The organism is Couchioplanes azureus (assembly GCF_014648355.1).
Lineage (GTDB): Bacteria > Actinomycetota > Actinomycetes > Mycobacteriales > Micromonosporaceae > Actinoplanes > Actinoplanes azureus.
The window spans coordinates 398,651-417,666 of record NZ_BMQY01000006.1; the positions used below are offsets into that span (position 1 = coordinate 398,651).

19 protein-coding genes are annotated in these 19,016 nt (G+C 70.8%); 11 read left to right on the top strand and 8 right to left on the bottom strand.

Going from position 1 to position 19,016, the window contains the following annotated elements:
* Positions 1–6: 6 nt before the first annotated feature.
* Positions 7–801, bottom strand: coding sequence for a SigB/SigF/SigG family RNA polymerase sigma factor (locus IEY99_RS23395; protein ID WP_189206168.1), 795 nt, complete (start codon positions 799–801; stop codon positions 7–9).
* 327 nt (positions 802–1,128) lie between these two features.
* Here IEY99_RS23395 and IEY99_RS23400 point away from each other — a divergent pair, with 327 nt between their 5' ends.
* Both IEY99_RS23400 and IEY99_RS23405 read left to right on the top strand, forming a co-directional pair.
* Positions 1,129–2,262, top strand: a complete 1,134-nt coding sequence (locus IEY99_RS23400; RefSeq protein WP_189206245.1) for a carboxylate-amine ligase — start codon at positions 1,129–1,131, stop codon at positions 2,260–2,262.
* A gap of 41 nt (positions 2,263–2,303) precedes the next feature.
* Positions 2,304–3,707: a M20/M25/M40 family metallo-hydrolase gene (locus IEY99_RS23405; protein ID WP_189206169.1), complete on the top strand. Its 1,404-nt coding sequence runs from the start codon at positions 2,304–2,306 to the stop codon at positions 3,705–3,707.
* 40 nt (positions 3,708–3,747) lie between these two features.
* Here the strand turns inward: IEY99_RS23405 and IEY99_RS23410 are convergent, their stop codons facing one another.
* On the bottom strand, positions 3,748–3,942 hold the full coding sequence (locus tag IEY99_RS23410; protein ID WP_189206170.1) for a hypothetical protein: 195 nt from the start codon (positions 3,940–3,942) through the stop codon (positions 3,748–3,750).
* An 89-nt stretch (positions 3,943–4,031) separates the two neighbouring features.
* On the opposite strand from IEY99_RS23410, the gene IEY99_RS23415 reads away from it, so the two are divergent.
* From IEY99_RS23415 to IEY99_RS23440, 6 genes are all read left to right on the top strand, one after another.
* Positions 4,032–5,249: a hypothetical protein gene (locus IEY99_RS23415; RefSeq protein ID WP_189206171.1), complete on the top strand. Its 1,218-nt coding sequence runs from the start codon at positions 4,032–4,034 to the stop codon at positions 5,247–5,249.
* Complete coding sequence (locus IEY99_RS23420; protein ID WP_189206172.1) at positions 5,242–5,838, top strand: hemerythrin domain-containing protein; 597 nt, start codon at positions 5,242–5,244, stop codon at positions 5,836–5,838. Before IEY99_RS23415 ends, IEY99_RS23420 begins: the two co-directional genes overlap by 8 nt.
* A 291-nt stretch (positions 5,839–6,129) precedes the next feature.
* The gene (locus IEY99_RS23425) at positions 6,130–6,846 is read left to right on the top strand and encodes a GAF and ANTAR domain-containing protein (RefSeq protein ID WP_229799139.1); all 717 of its coding nucleotides are present in this window, start codon (positions 6,130–6,132) and stop codon (positions 6,844–6,846) included.
* A 49-nt stretch (positions 6,847–6,895) separates the two neighbouring features.
* The gene (locus IEY99_RS23430) at positions 6,896–7,636 is read left to right on the top strand and encodes a GAF and ANTAR domain-containing protein (RefSeq protein WP_189206173.1); all 741 of its coding nucleotides are present in this window, start codon (positions 6,896–6,898) and stop codon (positions 7,634–7,636) included.
* Positions 7,637–7,872: 236 nt separating this feature from the next.
* On the top strand, positions 7,873–8,574 hold the full coding sequence (locus tag IEY99_RS23435) for a GAF and ANTAR domain-containing protein (RefSeq protein WP_189206174.1): 702 nt from the start codon (positions 7,873–7,875) through the stop codon (positions 8,572–8,574).
* A 154-nt stretch (positions 8,575–8,728) separates the two neighbouring features.
* A complete protein-coding gene (locus IEY99_RS23440; protein WP_189206175.1) occupies positions 8,729–9,439 on the top strand; it encodes a GAF and ANTAR domain-containing protein in 711 nt (236 codons plus the stop codon).
* A 55-nt stretch (positions 9,440–9,494) separates the two neighbouring features.
* Here IEY99_RS23440 and IEY99_RS23445 read toward each other — a convergent pair whose 3' ends face one another.
* The 3 genes from IEY99_RS23445 to IEY99_RS23455 all read right to left on the bottom strand — a co-directional run bounded on the left by IEY99_RS23445 (position 9,495) and on the right by IEY99_RS23455 (position 12,026).
* Entirely contained in the window at positions 9,495–10,208 is a 714-nt protein-coding gene (locus tag IEY99_RS23445) for a GAF and ANTAR domain-containing protein (RefSeq protein WP_189206176.1), read from the bottom strand.
* Positions 10,209–10,224: 16 nt separating this feature from the next.
* Complete coding sequence (locus IEY99_RS23450) at positions 10,225–11,250, bottom strand: ATP-binding protein (protein ID WP_189206177.1); 1,026 nt, start codon at positions 11,248–11,250, stop codon at positions 10,225–10,227.
* A 173-nt stretch (positions 11,251–11,423) separates the two neighbouring features.
* Positions 11,424–12,026, bottom strand: a complete 603-nt coding sequence (locus tag IEY99_RS23455; RefSeq protein ID WP_189206178.1) for a hypothetical protein — start codon at positions 12,024–12,026, stop codon at positions 11,424–11,426.
* Positions 12,027–12,140: 114 nt separating this feature from the next.
* On the opposite strand from IEY99_RS23455, the gene IEY99_RS23460 reads away from it, so the two are divergent.
* Complete coding sequence (locus IEY99_RS23460; protein WP_189206179.1) at positions 12,141–13,208, top strand: ATP-binding protein; 1,068 nt, start codon at positions 12,141–12,143, stop codon at positions 13,206–13,208.
* A 118-nt stretch (positions 13,209–13,326) separates the two neighbouring features.
* Here IEY99_RS23460 and IEY99_RS23465 read toward each other — a convergent pair whose 3' ends face one another.
* Positions 13,327–13,821 carry an STAS domain-containing protein gene (locus IEY99_RS23465; RefSeq protein WP_189206180.1) on the bottom strand — a complete coding sequence of 165 codons (495 nt, stop codon included), beginning with the start codon at positions 13,819–13,821 and terminating at the stop codon, positions 13,327–13,329.
* 789 nt (positions 13,822–14,610) lie between these two features.
* Between IEY99_RS23465 and IEY99_RS23470 the strand changes: the two genes are divergently transcribed.
* A complete protein-coding gene (locus tag IEY99_RS23470) occupies positions 14,611–15,621 on the top strand; it encodes an ATP-binding protein (RefSeq protein WP_189206181.1) in 1,011 nt (336 codons plus the stop codon).
* A 34-nt stretch (positions 15,622–15,655) separates the two neighbouring features.
* Here IEY99_RS23470 and IEY99_RS23475 read toward each other — a convergent pair whose 3' ends face one another.
* Positions 15,656–16,567, bottom strand: a complete 912-nt coding sequence (locus tag IEY99_RS23475) for a LysR family transcriptional regulator (RefSeq protein WP_229799141.1) — start codon at positions 16,565–16,567, stop codon at positions 15,656–15,658.
* 79 nt (positions 16,568–16,646) lie between these two features.
* Here IEY99_RS23475 and IEY99_RS23480 point away from each other — a divergent pair, with 79 nt between their 5' ends.
* Entirely contained in the window at positions 16,647–17,315 is a 669-nt protein-coding gene (locus IEY99_RS23480) for a type 1 glutamine amidotransferase domain-containing protein (RefSeq protein WP_189206182.1), read from the top strand.
* On the opposite strand, the gene IEY99_RS23485 is transcribed toward IEY99_RS23480, so the two are convergent.
* On the bottom strand, positions 17,296–18,846 hold the full coding sequence (locus tag IEY99_RS23485; protein ID WP_189206183.1) for an alkaline phosphatase D family protein: 1,551 nt from the start codon (positions 18,844–18,846) through the stop codon (positions 17,296–17,298). The two genes, IEY99_RS23480 and IEY99_RS23485, sit on opposite strands and share 20 nt — an antisense overlap.
* Between the last annotated feature and the right edge of the window lie 170 nt (positions 18,847–19,016).

The following is a 19,016-nucleotide window of genomic DNA, read 5'->3' on the forward strand; positions in this document are numbered from 1 at the left end:
GCGCCGTCAGCCGCCGGCGTGCGGATCCAGGTCTTCCCGCAGCGTGGCCAGCGCCTTGGTGAGCAGCCGGGAGACGTGCATCTGCGAGATGCCGAGCTGTGCCGCGATCTGCGACTGGGTCAGATTGCCGTAGAACCGCAGCGTCACGATGCGGCGCAGTTGCGGCGTCAGGCGCGTCAGCGCCGGTCCGAGGCAGAGATGCCACTCGGTGAGCTCGTATCCGTGATCCTCGGATCCCAGCATGTCGCCGAGTTCGCCGGCGCCGTCCTCGCCGATCGGCGAGTTGAGCGAGGTGGCCCGGTATGCCTGGGCACCTTCCAGACCCTCGATCACCTTGTCCTCGTCGACGTGCAGGTAAGCGGCGATCTCGGCGATCGTGGGCGTGCTGCCGAGGACCTGCGTCAGAGCCGCGCTCGCATCGTTGATCGCCGTCCGCATCTCCTGCAGCCGCCGCGGCACCCGGATGGACCAGGCCCGGTCACGGAAGTACCGCTTGAGCTCTCCCAGGATCGTCGGCAGCGCGTACCCGACGAAGTCCGCGCCGAGAACCGGGTCGAACCGGTCGACAGCCTTGATCAGCCCGATGGTGGCCGTCTGCGTCAGATCCTCCAGCGCCTCGCCCCGCTGGGCATAGCGGCGTGCGAGGCGCCGCGCCATCGGTAGCCACGCCGCGATCGTCTCGTCGCGCAGCAGTGCCCGGGACGGCTCGTCCGGGTCGCCTGCCGCGAAGGCGTTGATCAGGGTGGCGGCGCGGTCGTCGGCCGCGGCGCGGCGGCTGTCCATGACGGGGGGCGATTGCATCGCTGACTCCAAGCGGAACGGTGATGACAAAAAGATCACCGGAACACGACGAGAAGCCGGGCGACACATCGGTCACAGTCCGAGATGCGCACCCGGCGACGACGTCGCACTGGATGATCTCGGCGCTCTTTTTGACCGATCACTGAACCCTACCCAAAGAACCGAGACTCGCCAACCAAAAGGTTGATAGACACAAGCCACTCCTTCTGGTTCCCCCGCGGTCGCCAGGCCGTTCACCAGGGGTTTGCGCCGAACGGGCACGGGTAGCCAGCACGCCCGACCGGGACCCTCCACCCCGTCAGCCAGAAGGACGAGGCCATGACTTCCATGATCACCGCCGGCAGGACGGCCACCATCTCCACGGCTTCGCCGGTGCTGACCGTCGGGGTCGAGGAGGAGTTCCTCCTGCTCGACCCGGTCACGGGACGCAACATGCCGGTCGCCGACCAGGTGGCCGCCGCCCTACCGGAGCCGGTCCGGGAACGCAGCCGGCGAGAAATGCGCCGGAGCATGCTGGAACTGGTCACCGGCGTCTGCACCCGGCTCGACGACGTACGTGAGCAACTGTCGCAGCAACGCCGGGTCGCCGCCGACGCGGCGGAAGCCGCCGGCGCACGGCTGGTGGCCATCGGCGCCACCCCGGTCGCCGAGCCCGACGTCAGCGTGCCGCCCGGCCGGCGCTACCAGGACCTCGCGGACCGGTACGGCCCGGTCGCGCTGGACCCGGCGGCGTGCGGTCTGCACGTGCACGTCGGCGTCCCGGACCGCGAGGTCGCCGTCCAGGTCTGCAACCACCTGCAGGTGTGGCTCCCCGTGATCCGCGCGCTCACCGGGAACTCGCCGCTGTTCCAGGGCGCCGACACGGGACACGCGAGCTGGCGTTCGGTACAGCTGCTGCGCTGGCCCAGCATGGGCCCGACACCGTACTTCACGTCCGCCGCGGACTACGACCGTACGGTGACCGCACTGATCGCCTCCGGGATGGTGCTCGACGAGGCGTCGATCTACTGGTACGCCCGCCTGTCCCCCAGCTACCCGACGGTGGAGATCCGGGTGGGCGACGTCTGCACCGACGTGGACGACACCGTTCTGGTGACCGCGCTCGTCCGCGCCACCGTCGCGACCGCGATCAGCGACATCCAGGCCGGACTTCCCGCGTCACGCCCACGGGACTGCGTGCTGGCCGGGGCGAACTGGCGCTCCGCCCGCGACGGGCTCAGCGGTGATCTGATCGACCTGCGGCTGGGCCGCGCCCGCCCGGCCTGGGACCTCGTCGACGAACTCCTCGCCACGGTGAGCCCCGCACTCCTGCGGGCCGGCGACCTCGAGCCGGTACTCGAGGGGCTCGCCCGGCTACGCGCCGACGGTGACGGCGCCACCCGGCAACGGGCGGTTCTCCGCCGGACCGGCGACGTGCGGGCCGTGCTCACCGCCCTGGCCGAGTGGACCCGGGCCCAGTAGGACGTACGCCGTACCGACCAGCACCGATCCGGAGAGACGACATGGGACGACAAGACGACAGCGACCGCATTCACGACTTCTTGACCGCCCGCCGGCAGGAGGTGGTGGAGGGGTTGATCGGTTGGATCCGGCTGCGTTCGGTCGCCGGGCTGCCGGAGCGGGGGCCCGAGCTGATCCGGTCGGCGAACTGGCTGGCCGGCATGCTCCGCGAGACCGGGTTTCCCCGCGTGGAGGTGTGGAAGGTCGAGGGCGCGCCGGCGGTGTACGCCGAGTGGTGCGAGGCCCCGGGTGCGCCGACGGTGCTGATCTACAGCCACCACGACGTGCGCGCCGCCAAGGACGAGCAGTGGGAGGAGACTCCGCCGTTCGAGCCGGCCGTCCGCGACGGGTACGTCTACGGTCGTGGCGCTTCGGACGCCAAGGGCCAGGTGCTGAGCCATGTCTGGGGAATCCGGGCGCACCTGGCGGCCACCGGGCGGGACGCCCCGGCGGTGAACCTCAAGTTCCTCGTCGAGGGTGAGGAGGAGACCGGCTCGGCGCATCTGGCCGACCTCCTCGAGCAGAACCGGACGAAGCTGGCCGCGGATCTGGTCGTCTTCTCCGACACCCTGACCTGGCGGCAGGACCATCCCGCGGTGTGCACCAGCCTGCGCGGCATGATCGGTGCCGAGCTGCAGGTGTACGGACCACTGCGGGACGTGCACAGCGGTACGGTGTCCGGGCCGGCGCCCAACCCGGCGATCGAGCTGGCCGGGTTGCTCGGCTCGCTGCTCGACGACAAGGGCCGGATCACGCTGCCCGGCTTCTACGACGATGTCCTGGAGCCGTCCGCGGAGCGCAGGGCCGAGCTGGCCGCCCTGCCGTTCACCGACGAGGACTGGCTTGCCCGCTCGGAGACCCGCAGCATCAGTGGTGAGGCCGGCTACACGGTGCTGGAACAGTTGTGGACGCGACCCGCGGTGGAGGTCATCAGCCTGGTGTCCGGGGATGCCGTGGGCGCTTCCCGAGCGGCGGTGCCCGCGGTGGCCACCGCGAATCTCAGCATCCGTACGGTGGCCGGGCAGAAAGCCGCCACGGTGGCGGACCAGCTGCGGCGCTGGGTCGCCGAGCGACTCGACGGCCGGGTCGACTACGACCTGACCGTTTCCGAGGAGACGGCGCAGGAGCCGTACGAGACTCCCGCAGACCTACCGGCGCTGGAGGCGCTGTCGGCGGCGATGGAAGACGGCTTCGGCAAGGCGCCTGGGCGGATGGGCAACGCCGGCGGCGGGCCGGCGGAGTTGCTGTCCCGGATGCTCGACGCGCCCGTCATGTTCTTCGGCATCGGCCTGCCCGAGGACCGCTGGCACGACAGCGACGAGCGGGTCGCGATACAGATGCTGGTCAACGGCGCGGCCACCCTGGGCAGCCTGTGGCGGCGCCTCGGCGACCTCGACCGCGTTTGACCGGCGGCGCCGGCGGCGGGGCACCGAAGCCGCCGTGAGGTCAGGCTTGCATGCGGAGAGCTTTTCGAGCGTCTGCTTGTCCGTGGCCCTCCTCGGCGCGGGCGTGCGCGCGCAACCTCGCCTCCACCTCGGCCAGGAGCTCGCGTCGATCGCCGTCACCGGCTTTGAGCCGGGCGAACAGCTGCTCCATCAACCGATGGTCGTTCGTGATCGCCGTGACGGCATCCGAGGCCATGGCATCTCCTTCTCGGTATCGACGCCGACGTTTGCGGCGAAAGGCCCCGGGTACGCCCGGTCGACCCCGATCGGCGCAAGGGAGTGGCGATGTTCAATCCGCTTGACCACAAAGGGATTCCCCTGGAGCAGCAGCTGCGAAACTGGCGTGAGCTGAACGTCGAACCGATCGATCCGGAGGCGGTCGATCCGTACACCCGCTGCCGGATCATCACGATGAACGGCATCGAAGTCGAGTCCGTCATGTTCTCGCACCAGTTCGCGCGCGTCTGCCGCGATGCCGACGTCAAACGGCAGCTGGCGTATACCCGGTTCGTGGAGAACCAGCAGCAGCGTGTCGTCAACTGGCTGCTGCCCGGCCAGGCGAGCGTGCTGGAGACCACCCTCGGCTACGAGCAGGTCGCGGTGGACCTGACCGCGTGGGTGGCCCGGCACGAGCCGGACCCCTACCTCAAGCAGGCGTACGAGTTCGGCGTCCTGGAAGACTTCGACCATCTCTACCGGTACGCCAACCTGTACGAGATGGTCGAGCGCCGCAAGGCCGAGAAGATCGTCAACGGGGTGACCGAGGTGATGCCGGGGCGTCCCACCGTGGCCGAGTTCCGGCACCCGTTCGACAACGTCAACGACCCCTATGCCAAGGACGCCGTCGATCCGCGGTCGAAGCTGCACGCGCTGACGATCCTGTCCGCCGAGCAGCAGGTGATGATCTATTACATGAACACCGGCCCGCAGTACATGGAGCCGATCGCGCGCCAGCTCTACCAGGAGATCAGCCTCATCGAGCAGGAGCACGTCACCCATTACGAGTCGCTGGTCGACCCGGGAGAGACGTGGTGGGAGCGGCTGGTCACCCACGAGTACAACGAGTGCTGGCTGTACTGGTCCTTCATGGAGCAGGAGAGCGACCCGCGGATCAAGGCGATCTGGGAGCTGCACCTGCAGATGGAGCTGGCGCACCTGCAACAGGCGGCAGACCTGCTGCGCCGCCACGACGGCCGCGAACCCGAGCAGATCGTCGGCGACACCGGATTGCCGGAGCCGCTGAAGTTCGAGCCCAACAAGGAGTACCTGCGCCACCTGCTCGCCACCCAGATCGATCTCACCAAGCTGGGAACCGGCTACGTCCGGGAGGCGCACGAGCGCTTCGAGCAGATGCAGGAGCAGATTCACGGCGGCGAGAAGCCACCGAGCGAGGCGGTGATCGACGCACACCGGGAGATGTTCGGCGACGAGTACCGGATGGAGACCGAGGGTCCGCACCCGGTGGAGTCGCTGCGTACGCAGGAGGGCTCCCGCCGTGCCTGAGCCCGCGAGCGCCGACACCGCACTCCCGCAAGGTCCCGACGTCGACGTGGTGGACCTGCTACTGACCCAGCACGCCCGGATCGAGGAACAGTTCCTCCTGGTCACCGGCGCATCCGGGGCCCGGCGGCAGGAGGCGTTCGACGACCTGGTCCGCATGCTCGCGGTGCACGAGACCGCGGAGGAAGAGGTCGTTCATCCGCTCAGCCGTACCATCGACCCCCACGGCGGAGGCGTCGTCGACGACCGTCTGCAGGAAGAACGCCAGGCCAAGGAGATGCTTACCGCCCTCCTGAACGCCGACCTCGACAGCGAAGGGTTCGAGGCGTCGCTGCTGATGTTGCGCACCGCCGTGCTCACCCATGCCCGATACGAGGAACGGTACGAGTTCCCGCAGCTGCGCGCCAAGGTGCCACCCGACCGCCTCCGCGCGCTGGCGTCGGTGGTACGCGCCGCCGAAGCGGCCGCGCCGACGCGCCCCCATCCGGGCGTCGAGTCGGCTACGGCGAACCTGATCGCCGGCCCGGCGCTGGCAGCCGTCGACCGGATCCGCGACCTGGTACGCGAGGCCGTGCGGCGAGACGCTTCCTGACCCGGCCGCCGCCCGGCGAGCCCACCCTGCGCCGGCCGGGGCGGGCTCGTTCCCTTGCCGCGGCCGACCAGCCCGCGCCGGCCGGCGCAACCGGCGCCGAGGCGGCGCGGGGCCACGTTTCGGCACCATCTGGCGGGGTACGCTGCGGGGCCTGGCCGGCGTCCCGCGTCGGCGAGACGGCGTCAAGAAGCGGCGCGGTCCCGGACCCGCATCAGCGCGGGCCGGCAGTGACCCGAAAGCTCCGCCCCGCACCGCGCGACCGGTGCGGCGGCGCGTCACGAGGACGCTTCCATGACGAATCCGCAGGCGATGAAGCCCACAGACGCATTCGCCGAACTCGGGCGAATCAGATTCACCGCGACAGATCTCCGCACGGCGCTGGCGACGGTGGCCGGCCTTGCCCAGCAGACCATCCCCGGCGCGGACGACGTATCGGTCACCCTGGTCGGGGCCCAGGGTGCGCACACCGCCGCATTCACCGGGCAACGAGCCACGGCCGTCGACGAATGGCAGTACCACCAGGGCCACGGCCCGTGCCTGGCCGCGGCGGCCGCCAACATCACGGTGAGCGTCCCTGACCTGGCCGGTGACGGTCGATGGCCGCACTGGGCGGCCCGGGCCATCGACGCGGGAGTCCACAGCTCGATGTCCGTCGGGCTGCCCCTGCACGACTCCGTGAGCGGTGCGTTCAACGTGTACGCCACCAAACCGCACGCCTTCGACGACGACGCGGTCATTCTGGCCGAGACCTTCGCCGGGTACGCCGCTGTCGCCATGGCCAACGCGCACCTGTACGACAGCGCCGCGAGCCTGGCCGACCACACCCAGGCCGCGATGGACAGCCGTGCCGTCATCGAACAGGCCAAGGGCATCATCATGGCCGAACGCCGCTGCACCGACGACGAAGCGTTCACCATCCTGGCGAATGTCTCCCAGGACTCCGGCCGCAAGCTCTCGGACGTCGCCGGAGCACTCGTCGCCAGTGCGGTGCACCCCCGCTACCGGTGAGCTCCCCGCCGGACGAGACCTTGACCTTCGGCCAGGAGAGGAAGTTCCCGTGACGACGCGGCAGGATCCATCACCCGTTCCGTATCCGCACCTGCAGAGCCCGCTCTCGGCGTGCCTGATCGCCCTGGCCGGCACACCGGACGACGCCTCCTGGGTCGAATGTCAGCTCGTGACCATCGCGCAGTTGAGCGCCGACCTCATCACACCGATCGCGTACAGCTCGGTCACCGCCTACCGGGACGATGCCATCACCACCGTGGCGACCGACAGCGAGATCGCGCGCGCCGTCGACCAGGCGCAATACGACGAGCAGGACGGTCCGTGCCTCGCCGCCCTGGACACCGCATCCCCGGTGGCCGTGCCCGACGTCACGGCGACCATGCGGTGGCCCGGTTTCCGCGACACCGCCTACCGGCTGGGCATCCGGGCGTCGCTGTCGATTCCGCTGTTCGCCGGCCGCGGCACCGCCATGGCCGCCCTGAACCTCTACGGCCGCGACGCCACGGACCTGGCGCCGCTGACCGCGGCCGTGTGGGCCACCTACGACCCGCACGACCCCTGCCCGCGCGCTCATCCGCACGGCCTGGACCACGGCGGCGAAGCACTGGTCGCCGGCCTGGCCGGCGCGTTCGCCGTACGCGCGCGCATCCAGCAGGCCATCGGCGTCATCATGGCGATCACGCACCGTGCCCCGGACGCCGCCTACCTGATCCTGCGCATACGCGCGGCCGAAGCCGGAACCACGCTGGCCGACGCCGCGACCGCCGTCATGGAGGAACAGCGATGGTGATCGAGGGCGAGGGATAGCCGCCGATGGCGGCGTGGCCGCAACGCGCCGGTGCCGCCGCGGGTGATGTCCCGCGAGATGGGTAATATGGTCATTCCGGCGGCCCAGCGGGCCGGCCGGACAGCGTCAAGCAGCGGCGCGGATCGGAAGCCTTGCTCGCTTCCAGAAGTCGTATTCCGCCGACTCGCACGGCCCCATCGCGATGGCGCCGTGCCCGCTGCAAGGATCACTTGAGATTCATGACGCACGACCCCATCGACCCGCTGGTCGCCTTCGCCGAACTTGGGCGTACCAAGCTGAGCGAGACCAACCTCGACGAGGTCTTGAACCGGGTCGCCACCGTGGCACAGCGGGCGCTGCCCGGCGCCGCCGACGTCTCCATCACGCTGGTCCGCCAGCACCGGCCCTACACGGCGGCCTGCACCGGCGACCTCGCCAAGGAGCTGGACGAACGGCAGTACGAACACCACCGCGGACCGTGCCTGCAGGCGGCCGCGGAGAACACCACGATCTCGGTGCCCGATACGGCGACGGACATCCGCTGGGCGGGATGGGCCTTGCGGGCTGCGGCCGCAGGAGCGGGCAGTGTGCTCTCCGTCGGCCTTCCGCTGCTGGACGATGTCACCGGGGCACTGAACATCTATGGCCGCCGGCCGGCCGCGTTCGACGACGAGGCGGTCACTCTGGCCCGTTCCTTCGCCGGGTACGCGGCGGTCGCGCTGGCCAATGCCTACGCCTACCACAGCACTGCCGACCTGGCCAGGCACCTGCAGGCGGCGATGGACAGCCGCGCCGTCATCGAACAGGCAAAAGGCATCATCATGGCCGAGCAGCGGTGCACTCCGGACGAGGCATTCTCCTTTCTCACCGCGGTGTCGCAGCGGACCAATCGCAAGGTCCGGGATGTCGCCGCGGCCCTGGTGGCGGGCATTCGACGGTGATCAGGCAAGCCGCCCGAACGGCGCCCGTCGCGAGGCTCCGGGCCAGCTACGCTGAAGGCGGTTCCTGCCGTCATCCATGCATCGTGGTGCACCGGGCGCGGTGCCGGAGGTGCCTCTCGAGGGACGACCGGTCATGACAGACGCGGAGCGACCCATGGACCTGATCGAGGCGTTCGCTGAAACCGGTCGGATCCGGCTCGCCGAAACGGACCTTGACGGCATGCTCGATCGCATCGCGCACCTGGCCAAGCGAACCATCCCCGGCGCGGCAGAGGTGTCGATCACTCTGCACCGAGGAAGGGGATCTCATACCGCCGCGTTCACCGGCGACGTCGCGCTAGCCCTCGACCAAAGGCAGTACGAGCAGGGCCACGGCCCCTGCTTTCAGGCCCTGGCATCCGGAGAGACCCTGTCCCTGCCGGACATGAGCATCGAGCGCCGGTGGCCGGACTTCGCCGCTCGAGCCCGCGACGCCGGTTTCCACAGTTCCCTGTCGATCGGACTGCCCGTCCCCGAATCCGCCGCCGGGGCACTGAATGTCTACGCCATCACACCCCACGCGTTCGACGACGACGCGGTAACGCTCGGACAGACCTTCGCCGGATACGCCGCCGTCGTCCTCGCCAACGCGCATCTGCACGAGGCCCGGTTCCATCTGGCGAAGCAGATACAGGCCGCGATGGCCAGCCGCGCAGTCGTCGAGCAGGCCAAAGGCATCGTCATGCGCGACCGGCACTGCAGCAGCGAAGACGCCTTCAAGATCCTGACCGGGTTGTCGCAGGACACCGACCGCAAACTGCGCGACGTCGCCCAAGCCCTGGTCGACCGCGCCACCGAGACGTCCGGACCGGCGGACGGCGGATGACGGCCGATCGTGGACCCTTCGCGGCCGCGCCGGCCGGCCCGTGGGGCGGCGGCTGTCACAGGGGCGGTTCGGCCGCCTTGTCGACGAGGGCGGTGGCGACGTCGCGGAGTTTGCGGTTGGCGTCCTGGGACAGTTTGTCGAGGATGGCGAAGGCCTCGGCCGCGGTGCAGCGGCGCTGGCCCATGATGATGCCCTTGGCCTGTTCGATGACGGCCCGACTCTCCATTGCCTTCTGCATATGTCCGGCCAGAGTGGCTTGCGTGTCGTACAGGTGGGCGTTGGCCAGGGCGACCGCGGCGAAGCCGGCGAACGTTTGAGCGAGGGCGACCGCGTCGTCGTCGAAGGCGTGAGCCTTGGTGGCATAGACGTTCAGGGCGCCGGTGACCTTCTCCTGCACCGGCAGGCCGATCGACAGGGAGCTGTATGCGCCGGCCTCCTTGGCCGTCCGGGCCCAGTCCGGCCACCGGTCTTCGCTGCCGGTGTCAGGCACGGACAGGCTGGCAGTGGTGACGGAGGCCTCCAGGCAGGGGCCCTGGCCATGTTGATATTGGAACTCGTCGAGGTCTCGGGCGAGCTCGCCGGTGAACGCCGCGCTGTGGGCGTCGGCGCCCCGGACCAGGGTGACGCTGACCTCGCAGGCACCGGGAACGGTGCGCTTGGTCAGCTGTGCGATCTTGTCCAGCAGCGCGTCGATGTCGAGCTCGGCCAGTCGGATGTGGCCGAGCTCGGCGAACGCCTCGTTCGGATCCATCGGTTCGGCGTGCGTCATGCCAAACGTTCCCTCATCAGGCGGACCACCAGTCCTGCGACGGAACAGTGGTGCCGGACCGCTGCAGGAACTCCTGATCCGGAATCCGGGATCCGCGCCACACCTTGACGCCGGTCTCAACAGCGCCCATCGAAGGCGCCGAACCACAGACGCCCCTACCATATCCCGGCCGGGACCCGTTCGCCGGAAAGAACTCAGGCGATTCGAGTCGGTACGTTTTGCCCTGGCTTTGCCACCGGCCCGGACGCACCAGTGCCCAGACCACCTTGCCGGCTGGGGTGGGAATCGTGCCCCAGACCGTTGCGGCGGCATGAACCACGCGTAGTCCCTGGCCGCGCGCGTCCACTATTGACGGATGCGGCGGTCCCAGGTTGATCATCTCCGGCAGCCGCGGCTCTTCGTCGCTGACAGCCAGGTGGATCCCGGCACCCCGCCGGGAGACGGTGACCACGATGTCGGTAGCCGCGTGCTCGACGGCGTTGCCGACCAGTTCCGAGACGACCAGACGGCACCGGTGCAGCAACTCCGGTAGGCGCCACGCCTGGCAGGCGTCCGTGACCATGGCCCGGGCCCGGCGCCGCGCGTCCGGCTGCGGCGCGAGGCATCGCTGCACACGCTCGGTCAGCGGCAGCCGACCCGCCACCGCGACACGCGCCTCCGGCATGGTCGCGAACATCGGTAGCTGGCGCCTGGCCCCCAGCCTCTTCAGCCGGGCCGCCAGTGCCGTCGCCGGGGGAAGGCACACCACGAACGGCACCGGCGGTCGCATCCGCGCCCCGGTCATGCCCATGGTCCACCAGGCCGGAGCACTGGCGGCCAGAGGGTCACCCAGATCATGCAAGTCGGCGATCACCGCCCGGGGATGCTCGGAGAACAACTCGCTCACCGCGGTCCAGGCGGTGCTGCGCAGCGACGGGCTCCAGCGACCACGAACCGCTGCCTCGATCACTCCGGCGTTCACGTCGGCGGTGACCGAGAAGCAGCCGTCAGCACCAGCCGGGGCATGTCTCAGCAGATACGGCAGGCCGAATTTCCGGGGCATAGCCACTCCAGACGGGACAACGAAACAATGGTGTGCCACCCGACTGCTTGAGCAGCAAACGCCGCAGAAAACGGCAGATTCCAGGCTAGCCGCGCCTACGCCGGGAGGCCACACGCGGTGGTGCCATCCCGGTGGCTTTCTCACCAGCCGGTACGCCGGCCGGCGTGGGAGATCTACAGCCGGCTCGACAACCCCGAAAGTGGAATTCCGTCGTACGTTGCCGGTTCGGCGAGGCAGTGACGGTGGAGCGGCCTCGCCGGACAGGTGACCTCCAGGTTCCGTCTCGGCGGCAAAGCGCCTAGGATCACGGCGTGACGGAGGATGAGGTCCGTTGCGCCGAACTGGAGCGGCGGGAGAGACGCGCGGCCGAGTGGGAAGCGGCGTGCGACGCCCGGCAGCGCGACGCCGACCAGCGCGACATCGACGCGGAACAGCGCGAGTCGATCGCCGCCATGCGCGATCAGGCCGCCGACGACCGTGATCGAGCCGCCGACCGGCGCGACCGGACAGCCCGGGAACGTGACCAGGCAGCCCGCGAACGCGACCAGGCCGCGGACCGGCGCGACGAGGTAGCCCGCGAACGCGACCTCGCCGCCGACCGGCGCGACCATGCAGCCTGCGAACGCGACCAGGCAGCGGACCGGCGCGACCGGGCCGCCGACCGGCGCGAGGCGCATCTGGATCAGCGCGACATCGACGCCGAACTCGCCCGGTGGAACACGCCCCCGGACAGCTGAACCCACCGCTGCCAGGCGGCCGGGACGCAGGTCGAGCACTGTCCCCCGTGCTGCTCTGGCTGGCCGTTGCCGGGTGCCACCTGTCAGCATGGAGGCCGATCTGCGACCGGAGCCTGTCTACAAGTCCCGGCCGCCTGGCCGTGAAGGCAGGGCATGAGCTCCTTTGACACAGCGGATCCGGTGCCCCCGGAGATGCCGGAAAGCTGGCCCGTCGAGCAACGGCTGTGGGCTGTGTCCGACTGGTTCGCCACCGCTGATCTTCTGGGCGACGAGTTGGTGCCCGCGTGGGCGGACTGGTGCGCCGTACACGTACGGACCTCCGTCGTCGCAGCCTTGCGCGCGGGAGCCGCTGTCTCGTTGGCCGAGTTGGGCCTGACCCAGCCGGTCGACGGCGAACTGCTGGAAATGGTCACACTGCGCCACCGCGACGCCGAACGTGAACCGGTGGTCCGGCAGTGGGCCGCCGAGGTACCGGTCCGCACGGGCGACCCCTACGGCGCCGGACGGGTGACCGCCACCGGGATCACGCGCTACCTGCCGCACGTGGGACCGGCCATGCTGCGGGCCACGGCGGCAACCGAACAACAGCGGGCCCAACTCCAGCAACTGGGTATCGGCAGCTCCATCGTGGTGCCGCTGTACACCTCGACCGGCGCGCTGCTGGGCGCCTTGACCCTGCTCCGCGAGCTCGACGGCCGAGAGGCCTTCAGCGAGCGCGACGTACGCTCGGCCGAACGGCTCGCCCGGTCGGCCGCCGAAGCGCTCGACGCGTCCCGCATCGCGACCGTGACCGCCGGGCCCCCAGCGCCTGATGTCGACCCTCGGCGCACCGCCACCTGGCGACCACCACGCCCGCACGACCCCGCCACCAGCGCCGAAGGGCGCAACTGGGCCAGGCGCACCCTGCCGGAGATCCTCACCAGCCCACCTCGGCGAGACCTCTACGACGACGTGGATCTGGTGTGCACCGAGCTGTTCAGCAACGCCGTCCGGCACGGCGGAGGGCTGCGCGAGGCGCAACTGTCCAATACCGGTGACCACCTACGCCTCGTGGCCGCCGACAACGATCCCCGCGGTCCCGCCGTCCGGGTCCGCCGCGCCGACCAGCCCAACGGACGCGGCATGCACCTGATCCAAGCCATAGCCGACCGCTGGGGCGTCCACCGCCATCACACCGAGATCGGCAAACGCGTCTGGGCCGACCTTCGCTTCACCGCCTGAAACCGCGACCGCACCGACCGCACACTGATCTGGGACGACGGCTCGGCCCGCTCGCCCGAGCGCGGCGGAGATCGTCTGCATGCCACGCCTCGGGCTCGGCGCGCGGCCGAGCAGGATGTCAGTCGATGTGGCCGAGCAGCTTACGCGAACGTTCGACGAGCTCACGGCAGCGTCGTACCCGTTCGGCAGTCTCCACCTGGATGACCGGTAGCGTTTCCGCTCGGCGGTGTTTCGCCGGATGCGGGGACACGCGAGCATGCCGCTGTGGCGGCGCGGCGTCCGGGCAGAGACGGGGAAAGGCGTCGGTGAGGGACAGGACCGTCGCGGGCAGGCCTCGGATTCCGGAGACATGCAGGGTGGCGTGCTGTTCCGCCGCGGCCTGCTGGCAGCGCTGGAGTGTCGCGACGGTAGCGGCGTCGAGGAACGTCACCCGGTAGGCGTCCAGGGTGATGTGCGATGCACCGTGGTCCAAGGCGTGACGCACGGCGGTGGTGATCAGGTGCTGGTTGTCGCGGTCGAACTCGCCGACGGCGGTGAGCCGGACGCGATCTCCGGTGACCGCCGCCGTGGTGATCCCGGCGGCGCCCGGAGGCACCGGAGAGGTCGGTGTCATGGTGGCTGCCTCCTGACAGGCTGACCGGTCCACGAGCGCACGGACACGTACCCAGTGTGACAGCTCCTCTCCTCGCCGGCGGGCCGTTGATGCACGCGGGTGGCGTGCGGCATCCGACGGATTGATGGCTCGTTCGAGCAGCCGGTATCCTGGTCGAAGGTTCGGACATGAGCCGGCCCGGCGGTGACACGCCAGGCGCCGGGTACGTGATTCCTCGCTTTTCGAAGGCGGGTTCATGTCTACCGACAATCGCTCGTCCCACGAGATGTCGCGTCCGCACCGCCCCGCGGTTCTGACGCTCGCCGTGGTCACCGACACGGCCGACGTCGTCATGGTCGCGGTTGGCGGCGCAGTGGATGCAAGCACCCCGGCTCAGTTGACAACGCTCGTCGAACGGTCGACGGATCGGGCCCTGTGGGATGCCAGTGTCGTGGTCACGGGTACCGACGACACGACGGCCGGCGGCGCTCGGCGCCGGCGCGCAGCGCGGCTGGCCGCTGCCGAGGCCGCTCGGGCGGCAGCCGTCAGCCGGCAGGCTGCTGACCTGGCGCAGCAGGCACGAGACAGCTCGGCACGACGCCGGGAACGCCTGGCGGCGGCGCAGCGGCGACTGTCCGAGCTACGGCAGCGGGCGGCATCTCGAGTTGCCCGGCCCTTGCCGCGGGAAGCCGGCACCGGCGGTGTAGAAGCCGTCCGGCCAGGGTATGAAGCTGACGCCGATCCGTGCGTAGCAGGTGAGGGACCGCGGCAAGTGACGATCAGGATCATCGGGGAGGCCGCCACGCGACCGTGGCCGGCCCCTTCTCCATGATCATGCAGGCGTCGGAAGAGCACCCTCATCGACTCCTGCACAGCGCGCTGATCATCGGCTCGCAGGAGGAGCTGCTCGCCGCGTTACCGGCTGAGATACACCGCTCCGCCGGCTCGTACGACGAAGTCCTGATGGTGGTCGGCGAGCAGACCCGGGCGGTGCTGGCCCCGTGTCTCGGCACCCTGAACGGCGTGCTGAGCTGGGCCGACACGACGGCGTTCTACCAGCGGCTGGGCTTGGCCTACGAGAGGTTCCGCCGCTACCTGGCCGAGCAACGCGACGCCGGCCGGCGGGTACACCTGATCGCCGAACCGGACATAGCCGGCGGCATGGACGCCGCGCTGCACGCCGACCGCGCTGCCGCCTATCTGGCATACGAGGCGATGTGCAACGACACCTACGCCCCGTACCACAGTGCCGTCACCTGTCTGTGGAGCGAGCATCGGCATTCCGCCGCGGTCCTCGACGGTGTGCGCGCCACCCACTCCCACCTGCTCACCCCGGCCGGCCTCGCACCTTCACCGTGCTATCGGACCCCGGAGCGGTACCTCACCGAACAGCCCCAGGCACCGCTGCTGCCGGCACCCGCGCATACCGACCACGACATCGAGCTGACCGACGTCACCCAACTGCGCCGACTACGGTCGGTAATGAACGCGTGGGCCGCCGCCCACCGATTCGCCGAGGAACCCGCGGACGACCTCGTCGTCGCCGTGGTCGAAGTGGCCGCCAACGGGCTACGCCACGGCACGGCACCGGTCCGCGTCCGTGCCTGGCACCACCACGACACCCTCGTCGTCCAATGCGACGACCCCGGAGGGCACCCCGTCCCCGCCACGGCGGGCTATCGCCGGCCCGGATCCGCCGACGCGACGCCGGGCGGCCGAGGACTGTGGCTGGCCCGCCAACTCGCCGACATGGTCCAGATCGACTCGACGTCAGGCCATACCCGCGTCCGGTTGCACTTCCCCTACCAGGTCATGCACTGAAGCACGGCCATGAGCACGATCGAACGGCTGAGGTCTACCAGTGGCGCGCCTGCCTCAGCAGCTCCCCGCGGACCAGGTCGACGTGCGGCAGCACCCGCGCACCCGCCCGCTGAGCGAGGAACCCGGTGTTGATCGGCGCGTCGTCCGGCTCCAGCAACACCACCAGCCGGCCCTCCGCGAGCTCCCGCTCGCACAGATACCGCGGCAGCACCGAGATCCCGGCTCCGGCGACGACCGCGGCCAGGACGGCGCGCAGGTCGGGGACGACGACGGCGGCCGGTGTGGTCAGGCGCCGGTGGAAGACGTGGCGCCAGTAGCGGCGCAGGATCGGTAGGTCTTCGGCGTAGCTGATCAGGGGCAGGTCGTCGAGGGGCCCGCCGGTCCGCCCGGCCCACGCGGGGGCGGCGACGAGGACGAACTCCTCGTCCATGAGCGGCACGGCGGTGACCGCCCGGCCGCGTGGGCGGATCGCGGAGAGTACGAGGTCGAAACGCCCGGCCCGCAGCCCGTCCAGCAGGTCGTCGGCGAGGCCGTGGGTGACGCGCAGCCGGACCCCGCGGCCGATCAGCGGCGCGAGCGCGGGCATGGCCCGGACCGCGAGCAGCTCGGCGGGCCCGGCGAGGTGCACGGGTTCCTCGGCGGCGGCGGCGACGTCGCTCGGCCCGGCCACCGCCGCCAGGCGGTCGAGGGGTTCGGCGACCTGCGCGGCCAGCTCCAGCGCCACCGACGTGGGCGCGACGCCGTGCGGCAGGCGCTCGAACAGCTGGCGTCCGAGCCGCTGCTCGAGCGCCTTGAGCTGGGCGGTCACCGTGGGCTGGGACAGGCCGAGCAGGCGGGCGGCGGCGGTCAGCGAGCCGGCGCGGTGGACGGCCAGGAACGTCCGCAGCTGCATGAGGTCCAGCGGCCGCGCCGCGGTGCGGGAGTCATCGCTTTTCTGATCGGCCACCGCAGGAATCCTATTGGTTCCTCGGGGTACGGCGGCCCTAACGTCGCAGGAGAAACCCACCGAGAAAGGACGTACTCCGATGTCCCAGGTCCTGTTCGTGATGACCGGCGCCGACCGGCTGACCCTGGCGGACGGCACCACCCACCCCACCGGTTTCTGGGCCGAGGAGTTCCTCGCGCCCTACCGCGCGGTGACCGCCGCCGGCCACGAGGTCGTCGTGGCGACCCCGGGCGGCGTGGCGCCGCCGGTGGACCGGGCCAGCCTCGACGCGGAGGACGTGGGCGCGCAGCTGGCCGCGGTCGGCGCGCTCGAGGACCCGGTGCGGCTCGAGGACGTGGATCCGGCCCGGTACGCGGCCGTGTTCTACCCGGGCGGGCACGGGCCGATGGAGGACCTTGCCCGGGACCCCGCGTCCGCGGCCGTCATCCGGGCCACGATGGCCGCGGGCAAGCCCTTGGCGGTGGTGTGCCACGGCGTGGCCGCGCTGCTCGCCACCGCGGAGGCGGACGGTGGGTGGCCGTTCGCGGGCTACCGGCTCACCGGCTTCAGCAACGTCGAGGAGACGGCCGCCGGTCTGGCCGGCAAGCTGTCCTGGCTGCTCGAGGACCGGCTGACCGGCCTCGGCGCCCAGTTCTCCGCGGGCGAACCGTGGGCGTCGCACGTGGTGGTCGACCGCAACCTCTACAGCGGCCAGAACCCCGGCTCGTCGCAGGAGCTCGCCACCGCGTTCACCGCCGCCCTGCGCTGAGCAAGGGGGCAGGCGTCAGCGTGGTGCTCCACAGCGACACCCCGTCCCGGTCGCGCAGGTCGACGCGGAGCTCACCGCTGCGGCCGTCGATGCGGACCTCGCCGAAGTGCTGGAAGCCCGCGGCCGGCGAGGTGTTCGCGACGGGCGGGGCGTGGACGAACACGGCCTGCGGCCCGAACGTACCGTCCAGGGCGTTCGGGCCGAACCCGCCCGCGTGGGCCGGGCCGGACACGAACTCCCAGAACGGCGTGAAGTCCTGCACCGCCGCCCGCGCCGGGTCGTAGTGGTGGGCGGCGGTGTAGTGCACGTCCGCGGTGAGGAAGACGATCCCGGTCACCCCGGCCCGGTGCGCCTCCCGTAGCACCTGGGCAAACTCCAGCTCCCGGCCCTTGGGCGCGCCCGGGTCGCCCTGCGCGACGCCCTCCTGCGCGGTGGGGCCGTCCGGCACGACGAGGCCCAGGGGCAGGTCGGCGGCGATCACCTTCCAGGTCGCCCGCGAGGCCCGCAGGCCGCGGATCAGCCAGTCCCGCTGCTCGTCGCCGAGCAGGCCGCGGTGCGGATCCGGGTACGTGTTGCCGTCGTTGACGTCCTTGCAGGTGCGCATGTCGAGCACGAAGACGTCCAGCAGCGGCCCGTACGGGATCTTGCGGTAGATGGGCCCGGTCGCGCCCGGGACCGGAACCCATTCGTGGTACGCCCGGTGCGCCCGGGCGGCCAGCACGTCGACCCGCTTCTCGGTGTAACGCGCGTCCTCGAGGATCTCGCCGGGGTACCAGTTGTTGACCACCTCGTGGTCGTCCCACTGGTTGATCTGGGGCACCTCCGCGGCGAACGCCCGGTACGCGGGGTCGAGCAGGTTGTAGGCGTACTGCCCGCGGAACTCGGCGAGCGTCTCGGCGACCTTGGACTTCTCCGCGGTGACGAGGTTGCGCCAGATCCGGCCGTCGGGAAGCGTCACCTGCGCCGGCAGCGGCCCGTCGGCGTAGACGGTGTCGCCGCTGTGCAGCAGGAAGTCCGGCCGCCGCGCGCGCATGGACTCGAAGATCTTCAGGCCGCCGTACGCGGGGTCGATGCCCCACCCCTGCCCGACGACGTCGCCGGTCCAGACGAACGAGACGTCCCGGCGCCCGGTGGGTGCGGTGGTGAGCTGCCCCGGCACGGGCTCGCTGAGCAGGCCAGGACGCTCCAGGCTCTCCACCCGTACGGAATAGAAGAGGCGCTCGCCCGGCGGCAGGCCGCGCAGGCGCACCTTGCCGGTGAGGTCGGTGTCCGGGGTGAGCACCGGGCCGCGGATGCGGCGGCCGCCGCGCAGGTCCGGGCGGCGGCTCACCTCGACCCACATCCGGCCCGGCCGGTCCGCCCGGGTCCAGACGAGGGCCGAGTCGGCGGTGGCGTCGCCGGCCTGGACGCCGTGCGTGAGCACCGGGCGGGCCGCGCCCCCTCCGGCGAACGCGGGCGCGGCGGGCAGGACGCTCAGGACACCGCCGGCCAGGCCGGCCCGCAGCAGGCTGCGCCGATCAATCGTCGTCATGTGACCGGTCTAGCGGCTGGATGTGAACCGCCGGTGAATGGCGTGCGCCGGCGGGAAGGCGGACGGTACCACCGGCGCCCGGTGGACGCTGCGTCGGATATCCGCGTCGTTGGAGGACGACGGGAGGATGCGCGGGACCGCCCGGAGCACTCATCGTTGATCGTGAGTGG

Coding starts and splice junctions, on each gene's coding strand:
- IEY99_RS23485 (WP_189206183.1), bottom strand. CDS start 18,846: ATGACGACGATTGATCGGCGCAGCCTGCTGCGGGCCGGCCTGGCCGGC.
- IEY99_RS23410 (WP_189206170.1), bottom strand. CDS start 3,942: ATGGCCTCGGATGCCGTCACGGCGATCACGAACGACCATCGGTTGATG.
- IEY99_RS23445 (WP_189206176.1), bottom strand. CDS start 10,208: ATGACGCACGCCGAACCGATGGATCCGAACGAGGCGTTCGCCGAGCTC.
- IEY99_RS23405 (WP_189206169.1), top strand. CDS start 2,304: ATGGGACGACAAGACGACAGCGACCGCATTCACGACTTCTTGACCGCC.
- IEY99_RS23435 (WP_189206174.1), top strand. CDS start 7,873: ATGACGCACGACCCCATCGACCCGCTGGTCGCCTTCGCCGAACTTGGG.
- IEY99_RS23400 (WP_189206245.1), top strand. CDS start 1,129: ATGATCACCGCCGGCAGGACGGCCACCATCTCCACGGCTTCGCCGGTG.
- IEY99_RS23480 (WP_189206182.1), top strand. CDS start 16,647: ATGTCCCAGGTCCTGTTCGTGATGACCGGCGCCGACCGGCTGACCCTG.
- IEY99_RS23395 (WP_189206168.1), bottom strand. CDS start 801: ATGCAATCGCCCCCCGTCATGGACAGCCGCCGCGCCGCGGCCGACGAC.
- IEY99_RS23415 (WP_189206171.1), top strand. CDS start 4,032: ATGTTCAATCCGCTTGACCACAAAGGGATTCCCCTGGAGCAGCAGCTG.
- IEY99_RS23465 (WP_189206180.1), bottom strand. CDS start 13,821: ATGACACCGACCTCTCCGGTGCCTCCGGGCGCCGCCGGGATCACCACG.
- IEY99_RS23450 (WP_189206177.1), bottom strand. CDS start 11,250: ATGCCCCGGAAATTCGGCCTGCCGTATCTGCTGAGACATGCCCCGGCT.
- IEY99_RS23440 (WP_189206175.1), top strand. CDS start 8,729: ATGGACCTGATCGAGGCGTTCGCTGAAACCGGTCGGATCCGGCTCGCC.
- IEY99_RS23425 (WP_229799139.1), top strand. CDS start 6,130: ATGACGAATCCGCAGGCGATGAAGCCCACAGACGCATTCGCCGAACTC.
- IEY99_RS23460 (WP_189206179.1), top strand. CDS start 12,141: ATGAGCTCCTTTGACACAGCGGATCCGGTGCCCCCGGAGATGCCGGAA.